Source organism: Streptomyces sp. WELS2, assembly GCF_013870595.1.
Lineage (GTDB): Bacteria > Actinomycetota > Actinomycetes > Streptomycetales > Streptomycetaceae > Streptomyces.
Window position 1 is genome coordinate 1 of the sequence record NZ_JACBWZ010000135.1, and the last position, 11,617, is coordinate 11,617.

At 70.4% G+C, this 11,617-nt stretch carries 10 protein-coding genes; 5 read left to right on the top strand and 5 right to left on the bottom strand.

What is annotated here, in order from left to right; translation table 11 throughout:
- From H5J33_RS11425 to H5J33_RS11440, 4 genes are all read left to right on the top strand, one after another.
- A partial coding sequence (locus H5J33_RS11425) for a tetratricopeptide repeat protein (RefSeq protein ID WP_181794785.1) occupies positions 1–376 on the top strand: 376 nt, incomplete at its 5' end.
- Positions 377–1,001: 625 nt separating this feature from the next.
- Positions 1,002–1,661, top strand: a complete 660-nt coding sequence (locus tag H5J33_RS11430; RefSeq protein ID WP_181794786.1) for a DUF6230 family protein — start codon at positions 1,002–1,004, stop codon at positions 1,659–1,661.
- A gap of 116 nt (positions 1,662–1,777) precedes the next feature.
- Positions 1,778–2,332, top strand: coding sequence for a DUF6114 domain-containing protein (locus H5J33_RS11435; RefSeq protein WP_181794787.1), 555 nt, complete (start codon positions 1,778–1,780; stop codon positions 2,330–2,332).
- A gap of 94 nt (positions 2,333–2,426) precedes the next feature.
- Entirely contained in the window at positions 2,427–3,836 is a 1,410-nt protein-coding gene (locus H5J33_RS11440) for a hypothetical protein (protein WP_220212226.1), read from the top strand.
- Positions 3,837–3,926: 90 nt separating this feature from the next.
- On the opposite strand, the gene pyk is transcribed toward H5J33_RS11440, so the two are convergent.
- The 3 genes from pyk to pta form a co-directional block, all read right to left on the bottom strand.
- A complete protein-coding gene (gene pyk / locus H5J33_RS11445; RefSeq protein WP_181794789.1) occupies positions 3,927–5,354 on the bottom strand; it encodes a pyruvate kinase in 1,428 nt (475 codons plus the stop codon).
- Positions 5,355–5,438: 84 nt separating this feature from the next.
- A complete protein-coding gene (locus H5J33_RS11450; RefSeq protein WP_181794790.1) occupies positions 5,439–6,650 on the bottom strand; it encodes an acetate kinase in 1,212 nt (403 codons plus the stop codon).
- Positions 6,647–8,749: a phosphate acetyltransferase gene (pta, locus tag H5J33_RS11455; protein WP_181794791.1), complete on the bottom strand. Its 2,103-nt coding sequence runs from the start codon at positions 8,747–8,749 to the stop codon at positions 6,647–6,649. Before pta ends, H5J33_RS11450 begins: the two co-directional genes overlap by 4 nt.
- 193 nt (positions 8,750–8,942) lie before the next feature.
- Between pta and H5J33_RS11460 the strand changes: the two genes are divergently transcribed.
- Positions 8,943–9,968 (top strand): ATP-dependent 6-phosphofructokinase, encoded by a 1,026-nt coding sequence (locus H5J33_RS11460; protein WP_181794792.1) that lies wholly within the window; start codon positions 8,943–8,945, stop codon positions 9,966–9,968.
- Positions 9,969–10,041: 73 nt separating this feature from the next.
- On the opposite strand, the gene H5J33_RS11465 is transcribed toward H5J33_RS11460, so the two are convergent.
- The gene (locus H5J33_RS11465) at positions 10,042–10,749 is read right to left on the bottom strand and encodes an XRE family transcriptional regulator (protein ID WP_181794793.1); all 708 of its coding nucleotides are present in this window, start codon (positions 10,747–10,749) and stop codon (positions 10,042–10,044) included.
- A 127-nt stretch (positions 10,750–10,876) separates the two neighbouring features.
- A partial coding sequence (locus tag H5J33_RS11470; RefSeq protein WP_181794794.1) for a carbohydrate ABC transporter permease occupies positions 10,877–11,617 on the bottom strand: 741 nt, incomplete at its 5' end.

The following is an 11,617-nucleotide window of genomic DNA, read 5'->3' on the forward strand; positions in this document are numbered from 1 at the left end:
CGCGGGCGACCTGGACGGGGCCGTGCGGGCGTACCAGAACGTACTGGCCGACGACCCGGCCCACCCGGAGGCCAAGCTGGGCCTGGCGCAGGCCGAGTTGCTCCGCCGGGTGCAGGGCATGGACCCGCAGAAGGTGCGCCGGGAGGCCGCCGAGAAGCCCAAGGACGCCGAGGCGCAGATCGCCGCCGCCGACCTGGATCTGGTGGGCGGTCATGTCGAGGACGCGTTCGGCCGGCTCATCGAGACGGTGCAGCGCACGGCGGGTGACGCCCGGGACGCGGTGCGGCGCCGGCTGCTGGAGCTGTTCGAGGTGGTGGGCCCGGAGGACCCGCGGGTCGTGGCGGCTCGCAGGGCCCTCGCGCGCGCCCTTTTCTGAGGGGCGGTACCCGGCCACGGCTTGTGATGCCGTGGTGAAGGATTCTCCGCCAAGGTGTCACGGCGGCCGCGCTTTACCAAATCTTGGGAAACGCGGCCGCTGTTACTGCGAGTAAATCGAAGCCGTTGGTCTGTCTGGATTCGTCCAGGGATCAACGGCTTTGCTCTGCCCGACGATGCCACCGTAAGTCGCGCTCCGAGACCGGTCGGTCGTCCTCCGGTTATCCCCCCGTTACTAGCCAGTAACGAACCCCCTTGTGTCCAGGCCGAGAATGCACCACGATCGGCGACGCTCGGTCCATTCCCGTACCCCGGCAGCCGGCCGGGTCACGAGGCAATCTGGGTCCCCACCGAGCGGGGCCGGCGGCAGTGGCGCCGGGTCCAGGGCAGGGGGGTCTTCGTCACTCCGGCGAAGCCTGTCCAGCAAGGTTGTGCGTGATGTGTGTCAGGCGCGACCCAGTGGTTGTCGCTCGGGGGTGATCGCCGGTGATTCGGGCGCGCAGTGCGCCGCCGAGTGCGGGCGCTCTCCTTTCCGAGGACGTAGCACTTCTCCCATCCCTGCCCGGCTGAGCCGCCGACCGAGGGCGAGTCCGGGCCAGGAGATGTACGTCCGAGAAGGAGGAAATATGGAGTCCCAGGTGCGTGGCGGGACCAGATGGAAGCGGTTCGCTGTGGTCATGGTGCCCAGCGTGGCCGCTACAGCCGCGATAGGTGTCGCCCTCGCGCAGGGCGCTCTCGCGGCTTCGTTCAGTGTGTCGGGGCAGTCGTTCAAGGTGACGGCGAAGTCGCTGCACGGCGAGGGCTTCTCGCAGTACGGCGCGATCGACCAGGGCTACACCCTCACCGGGGGGAAGGCGGCTCACCCCGTCGCGGTCTCGGCCTTCACCACGGCCCGGATCCAGAAGATGTGCCAGTCGGTCGTGACGCCCGACCTTCCGATCATCGGCGATGTCACGCTGCGGCTGGAGGCGGGTGACAGCTCCGACGAGAAGAAGCAGGTCCACGCGGAGAACCTGTACATCGACGTCGAGGACCTGCAGGCGGACGCCACCTTCAACGGCCTCGACATCGGCGTCGCCGGACGCGATCTCAAGGGCGCCCACATGAAGGACGCCGAGATCCAGAACAAGCAGGCCAACCCGTTCGGCTTCGCGCAGCAGGCGGACTCGGTGGACCTGACCGGCGTTAAGCAGACGGCGTGGGCGACCACCGCCGGAACCTTCAAGCTCAGCGGTCTGCACATGTCGCTGCACAGGGGCAGCGGCAAGGACATCGAGTGCTACTGAGCACCGGCTGACGGGCGGGGGAGCCGTGGCGCCCCCGCCCGTCCACACTCCGGCCGGGTCTTCACGACCGGCCCACATCACCACCACAGCAACGCCGCACCAGGGAGCTGTTTTCCATGAGCGCCGAGACTCCTGCCGCCGCACCCGGTCAGTTCACCCGCCGGAGGCTGCAGTTCCGCGCCTGGCGGGGCACGCGTCCGTTCTGGGCCGGGCTGCTCGTCATGCTCGGCGGCTTTCTGATCCTGTACTTCCCGTACGCGCACCTGCAGCTCGGTCACCTCAGCATGACGGTCGGAACGCCCGGTGGCTCCAGTTCCCTGATCATCGGTGGACTGCTCATCACCCTCGGGGTCATCCTCTGGTTCCAGCAGCACATCCGGGTCTTCGGGGGTGTCGCGGCGATCCTGCTGGCGCTGGTGTCCATCCCGCTGTCCAACATCGGCGGCTTCATCGTCGGGTTCCTGTGCTCGCTGACCGGCGGAGCGATGGCCATCGCCTGGGCGCCGGGCACCCCGGCGCGGCAGCAGCCGGCGGACGGGGCGGCGGGCCAGGGCGGTTCGCCCACCGCCGCGCCCCTGCCGGAGCAGCGCGGGTACGGGCTGGACGACCCGAACGACCTGTCAGGAACGAACCCGGCCAACGGGGCGAACGGGAGGCACAGTGCCGGCTGACGAGGTGACGCGCGGGACCGACGTGGACGGGTCCCGCGCGAGATCCGGGCCCCGTCACGCGGCCCCCAGGAAGCCACTGTTCACCAGGTTCCACATGCCGGCCGGCAAGGCCATAGCCTCCGTGGCGATGCCCACGGCCGTGCTCATGGGCATGGGATTCACGTCCTCGCTGGCCCTCGCCGACAACAACGGCAACTCCTCGTCGTCCCCTTCCGCGCCGCCGTCCGCGTCGGCCAAGGACCTGACGCGCGAGGAGTACGAGACCTGCGTCAAGGCGCTGGACGAGGAGAAGGGCGACAAGAGCGCCAAGGACGCCAAGGACGCCAAGGACGCCAAGGACGCCAAGGACAAGGACTCCTCCGAGTCGCCGTCGCCGTCCGCCTCCGACAGCGCGTCGGAGGCGGCGTCGCCGGAGAAGAGCAGCGGGAGCGAGAAGACGCGGGAGAAGGGCGGGGCCTCTTCGCCGGATTCAGGTTCCGACGACAAGGCCACGCCCGGTCCGACCGCGACCTCGGACCCCGCTCCCGCCGGACGGGACGCGCACACCTCCGGCTCGTCCGGCACGGGTTCGGGCTCCTCCGGGACGGACTCCGCCCCGGCGGACCCGGGTTCGGCCTCCGGCGGTGGCACGGACGCGTCGGCGAAGACCCGGGACGGGAACCTCCTGGACACCATCGGCGACACGATCGGCGACATCCTCACCGGCGGCGGGGGCAAGGGCACGGACACCACCCCGCAGACCCCGGCCCCGGCCCCTACGTCGTCCCGGCCGCCGGAGGGCGGGGGCTCCGGCACGAACTCCGGCGGCGGCGCCGAGGACATGGCCGGGGACACGGCCAAGGACACGGCCGGGGACACGCGCAAGGCGGCCGACGACACCGCCGGTACCGGTGCGAAGGCCGGCGAGAAGGACACCACCGGCCCGGCCGGGGAGGCGACCCCGAGCCCGTCGTCCAGTCCTTCGTCCACCCCGCCGTCCAGCCCCTCGGGCACGCCGAGCCCGTCCGGGAGCGCGTCCGTCTCCCCGGAGGACTGCCCGGTGGCCACGGACCGCGAGGGCGGCGTCGACAACACGGTGGCGGTGGCCGACGACCCCTGGTACCTGGACGCCAGCTCCTTGTACCTCAAGGGTGCCGACTACCAGGGCATCGTGCAGGTGAGGCGGGCGGACGGCACCACGAAGAAGGTGCTGAAGTACGTCATCTCCAAGGGTACGGAGATCGGTGACCTGCACCAGACGGTCAAGGACAAGCAGGCCGGCAAGACCTACCACGTCCAGGCCGCCAAGGGCTCGACGTCCACCATCACCGGCGGTGACACGGTGATGTACACCGAGAGCATCTCCGGGAACCTGTTCGGGCTGGTCCCGGTGACCTTCAGCCCCGACAGCCCGCCCCCGCTGAACATCCCGCTGATCTACTTCACACACGTCAAGGTGGTCCAGGCGGCCCAGTTCGGCGGCAATCTGCACATTCCCGGCATGCACGTGTACACGACCGACTGAGCGGTCGCGCAAACCGGTCCGGGAGCCGCACAAGGCCGAGGGCGCCCCCTGTCGCAGGGGGCGCCCTCGGTGTGTCACGGACCCGGTGGGTCAGCTGCTCTGGTCGCCCAGGTGGTGGACGCGGAGCATGTTGGTGGTGCCGGGCACGCCGGGGGGCGAACCGGCGGTGATGATCACGGTGTCACCCGCGTCGAACCGGCCCAGCTTGGCGACCTCCTGGTCCACCAGGTCGACCATCTCGTCCGTGGTGTTCACGAACGGGACGACGTGGGACTCGACGCCCCAGCTCAGGGTGAGCTGGTTGCGGGTCGACTCCTCCGTGGTGAAGGCGACGATCGGCTGGGTGGCCCGGTAGCGGGACAGCCGGCGCGCGGTGTCACCGGACTTGGTGAACGCGATCAAGCCCTTGCCGCCGAGGAAGTCGGCGATCTCGCAGGCCGCGCGGGCCACCGAACCGCCCTGGGTGCGCGGCTTCTTGCCGGGCACCAGCGGCTGCAGGCCCTTGGACAGCAGCTCCTGCTCGGCCGCGGTGACGATCTTCGACATGGTCTTGACCGTCTCGACCGGGTACGCGCCCACCGAGGACTCGGCCGACAGCATGACCGCGTCGGCGCCGTCCAGGATCGCGTTGGCCACGTCCGAGGCCTCGGCGCGGGTCGGCCGGGAGTTGGTGATCATCGACTCCATCATCTGGGTCGCGACGATCACCGGCTTGGCGTTGCGCCGGCACAGCTCGATCAGGCGCTTCTGCACCATGGGGACCTTCTCGAGCGGGTACTCGACGGCGAGGTCGCCACGGGCGACCATCACGGCGTCGAACGCCGCGACGACGTCCTCCATGTTCTCCACCGCCTGCGGCTTCTCCACCTTGGCGATGACGGGGACGCGGCGGCCCTCCTCGTCCATGACGCGGTGCACGTCCTGGACGTCCTTGGCGTCCCGGACGAAGGACAGCGCGACCATGTCGCAGCCCATGCGGAGGGCGAAGCGCAGGTCCTCGACGTCCTTCTCGCTCAGCGCGGGGACGTTCACGGCCGCGCCGGGCAGGTTGATGCCCTTGTGGTCGGAGACGACACCGCCCTCGATGACGATCGTCCGCACCCGCGGGCCCTCGACGTCCAGGACCTTCAGCTCGACGTTGCCGTCGTTGATCAGGATCTGGTCGCCGCGCGAGACATCGCCCGGCAGCCCCTTGTACGTCGTACCGCAGATGTGCTTGTCGCCCGGTACGTCCTCGGTCGTGATGACGAACTCGTCACCGCGCTCCAGCTCGACCGGGCCCTCGGCGAAGGTCTCCAGACGGATCTTCGGGCCCTGGAGGTCGGCGAGGACGCCGATGGGGCGGCCGGTCTCCTTGGACGCGGCCCGGACGCGGTCGTACCGCGCCTGGTGCTCGGTGTGGGTGCCGTGGCTGAAGTTGAAACGGGCTACGTTCATGCCCGCCTCGATCATGGCGACGAGCATCTCGTGGGAGTCGACCGCGGGGCCGAGAGTACAGACGATTTTCGAACGGCGCATGGGGCGATCCTATCGGTTTGTTTCGCTACGGAATATTCCGTCTGGCGGAAGATACAAATGAGTGCCACACCGCTCAGGTGCTATTCAGTTGTTCTTTCCGACCAGTGCGTAGGTCTGCGTCGCGATCTCCAGTTCCTCATCCGTCGGCACCACGGCGACCGCCACCCGGGCGGACTCGGGCGAAATCAGCCGCGCCCCGCCGCCGCGCACGGCGTTGCGCTCCGGGTCGACCGCAAGGCCCAGGCCCTCCAGTCCCGCGACCGCCGCCTCCCGCACCGGTGCCGCGTTCTCCCCGACCCCGGCGGTGAAGGCCACCGCGTCCACGGTGCCGAGCACCGCGTAATAGGCGCCGATGTACTTCTTGATCCGGTGAATGTAAATGTCGAAGGCGAGCGCGGCCTCTTCGTCGCCCTCGTCGATCCGGCGACGGATCTCCCGCATGTCGTTGTCCCCGCACAGACCGAACAGGCCGCTCCTCTTGTTGAGAAGAGTGTCGATCTCGTCCATGGACATATCGCCAACCCGGGCCAAATGGAAGATGACGGCCGGATCCAGATCACCGGACCGCGTACCCATCACCAGCCCCTCCAAGGGCGTCAGCCCCATGGAGGTGTCCACACAGCGGCCCTTCTCCACCGCGGAGGCGGAGGCGCCGTTGCCCAGGTGCAGCACGATCACGTTGACCTCGGACGGGTCCTTGCCCAGCAGCCGGGCGGTCTCCCGGGAGACGTAGGCGTGCGAGGTGCCGTGGAAGCCGTAGCGGCGGATGCGGTGCCGGTCGGCGATCTTCGGGTCGATGGCGTAGCGCGCCGCGGACTCCGGCATCGTCGTGTGGAACGCGGTGTCGAAGACGGCGACCTGGGGCAGGTCGGGGCGCAGCGCCCGGGCGGTGCGGATGCCGGTGAGGTTGGCCGGGTTGTGCAGCGGGGCGACCGGGATCAGCCGCTCGATCTCGGTGAGCACCTCGTCGTCGATGACGGTGGGCTCGGTGAAGAACATCCCGCCGTGCACCACCCGGTGCCCGATGGCGGCCAGTTCGGGGGAGTCCAGGCCGAGGCCGTCGCGGCTCAGCTCCTCGCCGACCGTCTTCAGCGCGGCCTCGTGGTCGGCGATGGGGCCGGTGTGCTCGCGGGTGCCGCCGCCGGTGAGGCAGGTGTGCTCGATCCGGGAGGTCTGCTCGCCGATCCGCTCGACCAGGCCCACCGCGAGGCGGCTGCTGTCCCGCATGTCCAGCAGCTGGTACTTCAGCGACGAGGAGCCGGAGTTGAGGACGAGGACACGGGTGGGGGAGGTCACTGCTGGGACGCCTTCTCGGTGGGGGTGTGGGCGGGGGTCTGGGCCTGGATCGCCGTGATGGCGACCGTGTTGACGATGTCCTGGACGAGGGCGCCGCGGGACAGGTCGTTGACCGGCTTGCGCAGGCCCTGAAGGACCGGGCCGACGGCGATCGCGCCGGCCGAGCGCTGCACGGCCTTGTAGGTGTTGTTGCCTGTATTGAGGTCCGGGAAGATCAGAACCGTCGCCTGTCCGGCCACGTCCGAGTCGGGCAGCTTGGTCGCCGCGACGGACGGCTCCACGGCCGCGTCGTACTGGATCGGGCCCTCGATCTTCAGGTCCGGCCGGCGCGAGCGGGCCAGCTCGGTGGCCTCGCGCACCTTGTCCACGTCGGCGCCCGACCCGGAGGTGCCGGTGGAGTACGACAGCATCGCGATCCGCGGCTCCACGCCGAACCGGGCCGCGGTGGCCGCCGACTGGATGGCGATGTCCGCGAGCTGTTCGGCGTTCGGGTCCGGGTTGACCGCGCAGTCGCCGTAGACCAGCACCTTGTCGGCCAGGCACATGAAGAACACCGACGAGACGATGGAGGCGTCCGGCCGGGTCTTGATGATCTCGAAGGCGGGCCGGATGGTGGCGGCGGTGGAGTGCACCGAGCCGGAGACCATGCCGTCGGCCAGGCCCTCCTGGACCATCAGGGTGCCGAAGTAGTTCACGTCGGAGACGACGTCGTAGGCCAGCTCGACGGTGACGCCCTTGTGGGCGCGCAGGGCCGCGTACTTCTCGGCGAAGGCGTCGCGCAGCTCGGAGGTGGCCGGGTCGATCAGCCGGGTGTCGCCGAGGTCGATGCCGAGGTCCGCGGCCTTCTTGCGGATCCGGTCCTCGGGGCCGAGCAGGGTCAGGTCGCACACGCCCCGGCGCAGCAGCACCTCGGCCGCGTGCAGCACCCGCTCCTCGGTGCCCTCCGGGAGCACCACCCGCCGCTTGTCGGAGCGGGCCTGCTCCAGCAGCTTGTGCTCGAACATCATCGGGGTGACCCGGTCGCTGCTCGGTGCGGATACCCGGCGGGCCAGTTCGGCGGTGTCGACGTGGCGCTCGAACAGGCCGAGGGCGGTCTCCGCCTTGCGCGGGGTGGCCGCGTTCAGCTTGCCCTCCAGGGAGAACAGCTGCTCGGCGGTGGGGAAGCTGTTGCCGGACACCGACAGCACCGGGGTGCCGGGGGCGAGCCGGGCGGCCAGGGTGAGGATCTCGTCGCGCGGCACCTCGTTGAGCGTCAGCAGCACACCGGCGATCGGCGGGGTGCCGGCGCTGTGCGCGGCCAGCGAGCCCACGACCAGGTCGGCCCGGTCGCCCGGGGTGACGACCAGGCAGCCCGGGGTCAGGGCGCCCAGCAGGTTGGGCAGCATGGCGCCGCCGAAGACGAAGTCCATCGCGTCCCGGGCGAGGCCGGAGTCGTCGCCGAGCAGCACCCTGGCGTCCAGGGTCTGGGCGATCTGGGCGACCGTCGGCGCGGAGAGCGCGGGCTCGTCCGGGACCACGTAGCAGGGCACCGGCAGCCGGTTCGCCAGCCGCCCGGCGATCTCGTCGCGGTCCTCGCGGGCGACCCGGTTGGTGACCATGGCCAGCACGTCGCAGCCGAGCCCGTCGTAGGCGCGGTAGGCGTTGCGGGTCTCGGCGAGCACCGCCTCGGCGGTCTGCTTGCGGCCGCCCACCACGGGGATGACCGAGGCGCCGAACTCGTTGGCGAGCCGGGCGTTCAGGGACAGCTCGTCCGGCAGCTGGGTGCCGGCGAAGTCGGTGCCGAGGACCAGGACCACGTCGTAGTCCCGGGCCACCAGGTGGAAGCGGTCGACGAGGGTGGAGACCAGCTCGTCCGTGCCCTGCTCGGCCTGGAGCGCGGACGCCTCCTGGTAGTCCATGCCGTAGACCGTCGCCGGGTCCTGCGCGAGGCGGTACCGGGCCCGCAGCAGCTCGAACAGCCGATCGGGTCCGTCGTGGACGAGCGGACGGAAGACGCCCACCCGGTCGACCTGCCGGGTGAGGAGTTCCATGACCCCCAGCTCCACGACCTGGCGGCCGTCACCGCGGTCGATCCCGGTCACGTACACGCTGCGCGTCACGTGTCCACTCCGTTCCTCATGTCGCTTCTGTCGCCTCTGTGGCATAAAAATCGCCCACCAAGGTGAGCCGAACCCTCTTGACAATACCCCTGCTGACGGATAAGGCGCCCGTCAGGACTTCACCGCTCCGGCGGACGTGAAAGAATCGTCACTGGCTCACCGGCACACGACAGCGAGCAGGAGACACAGCACGATGCGCATCGGAGTTCTCACCGCAGGCGGCGACTGCCCCGGCCTGAACGCCGTGATCCGCTCGGTCGTGCACCGGGCGGTCGCCCAGTACGGGGACGAGGTCATCGGCTTCGAGGACGGTTACCGCGGTCTGCTGGACCGCCACTACCGGCCCCTCGACCTGGACGCGGTCAGCGGCATCCTGGCCCGCGGCGGCACCATCCTCGGCTCCTCCCGCCTGGAGCGCGACCGGCTGCGCGAGGCCTGCGAGGGCGCCGCCGACATGGTCGAGGAGTTCGGTATCGACGCGCTGATCCCGATCGGCGGCGAGGGCACCCTCACCGCGGCCCGCATGCTCTCCGACGCGGGCCTGCCGGTCGTCGGCGTACCGAAGACCATCGACAACGACATCTCCTCCACCGACCGCACCTTCGGCTTCGACACGGCCGTGGGCGTCGCCACCGAGGCGATGGACCGCCTGAAGACCACCGCCGAGTCCCACCAGCGGGTGATGGTCGTGGAGGTCATGGGCCGGCACGCCGGCTGGATCGCCCTGGAGTCCGGCATGGCCGCCGGCGCCCACGGCATCTGCCTGCCCGAGCGGCCCTTCGACCCCGCCGACCTGGTCAAGATGGTCGAGGAGCGGTTCGCCCGCGGCAAGAAGTTCGCGGTCATCTGCGTCGCCGAGGGCGCCCACCCGGCCGAGGGCACCATGGACTACGGCAAGGGCGAGATCGACCAGTACGGCCACGAGCGCTTCCAGGGCATCGGCACCGCCCTCGCCTACGAGCTGGAGCGGCGCCTCGGCAAGGAGGCCAAGCCGGTCATCCTCGGCCACGTCCAGCGCGGCGGCGTCCCCACCGCCTACGACCGCGTCCTCGCCACCCGGTTCGGCTGGCACGCCGTCGAGGCGGCGCACCGCGGCGAGTTCGGCAAGATGACCGCGCTGCGCGGCACCGACATCGTGATGGTGCCGCTCGCGGAGGCCGTCACCGAGCTGAAGACGGTGCCGAAGGACCGCATGGACGAGGCCGAGTCGGTCTTCTAGAACAGGTCGCGGCCGGTCTGGAACAGAACCGGCCGCGGTCGCCGGGCACAGGACCGGCCGCGGTCGCCGTCCGTCAGGCGGTCCGGTCCGTCACGGACCGCCAGAAGGCCTCCACGATGGCGTCCAGGAACCGCTGCCCCGGTTCGCTGGCACTCCGGCTGCCGCCGCCCCAGCTGAGGGTGGCGGCCATGTGCCCCTGGTAGTCCTGGTGCAGCTCCTGGAGGACCGGCTCCAGGACGTCCTTGTCCAGGGGGACGAGCCTGAGCAGCGGCCGCGCATAAGCCTGCCAGCGGGTCGTCACCGCGCTGCGCAGCAGCTCCGCGAGCTTTGCCTCGCGGCCGGTGACGGCGACGAAGTCGGGCAGCGCCAGCCGGAGGATCCGCGCGAGCGCGGCCGACTGGCGCTCGTTGCCCCGCCATACCCCGCTCTCCTCCGCCTTCAGGTACGCGCCCAGGTCCATGCCGACGGCGTGGGCGACGTCCTCGGGCGCCACGGCCCGGGCGATGCGGTGTTCGCGCAGGGTCCGCGGCCGGCTGATCAGCTCACCCGGCGAACACCACAGCACGCCCGCGAGCGCGGTGAGTTCGGGGTTGCCGGGTGAGAGGGTGCCGCGCTCCCAGGCGATCACGAGATCGGGGGTGACGTACGGCAGTCCGTACGAGACGCGCATGGCGTAGGCGACGTGCTCGGGGCCCATGCCGAGCGCGGCGCGGAGCCTGCGGGCGGCCGGGGCGTCGAACGGGAGAGCAGGGGGGTTCGGTTGGGCTGAGGGTTGGCGCACCCCGCACAACGTAGGGGCGCGGAGGGAGCCTGACCACGGTCGGTTCCGCCGAGATCACGGATCGTAGGAACGTACGGGGTGATCACCGGGTGGGTCCCGGCACCCGGTGTCGGCCGGCCTCGCGGCGTCACCCCTTCACCGCGCCGCCCAGCGCGAACCCGCCGCCCAGCCGCCGGGCCACCAGGACGTACAGCAGGATCACCGGCGTGGAGTACAGCACGGAGAACGCGGCGAGCCGGCCGTAGGCCACCATGCCCCGGTTGCCGAAGAAGTCGTTGACGCTCACCGAGGCCGGCATCCGGTCCGGGCTGAGCAGCAGCATGAACGGGACGAAGAAGTTCCCCCACATCATCACGAACGAGAACACCGTCACCACGGCCAGTCCCGGCCCCATCAGCGGCAGCACGATCCGCACCAGCGACTGCGCGGCCGAGGCCCCGTCCGTCCAGGCCGCCTCCTCCAGCTCCCTGGGCACGCTGTCCATGAAGTTCTTCATCAGCCAGACGGCGAAGGGGAGTTGGGAGGCAGCGAAGAAGAAGACGGTGCCCTGGAGGGTGTCGATCAGGTTCACCCGGACGAACAGGGCGTACACCGGCACCATGATCGCCGTGATGGGCAGGCTGGTCGCGAACAGGATGGTCAGCAGGAACGGCCGGTTCAGCCGGGAGGGGAACCGGGACAGCGGGTACGCGGCGAGGGCCGCGCAGCCGACGGTCAGCGCCGTGCCGCCCCCGCACAGCAGCAGGCTGTTGAGCAGCGGCGTGTAGGTGATGTCGGGGGTGAGGACCGCCCGGAAGTTGTCCAGCGTGAGCTCGTCCGGGATCCGTACCCGCAGGCCGGCGCCCGGGTCCACGGCGGACAGCAGCAC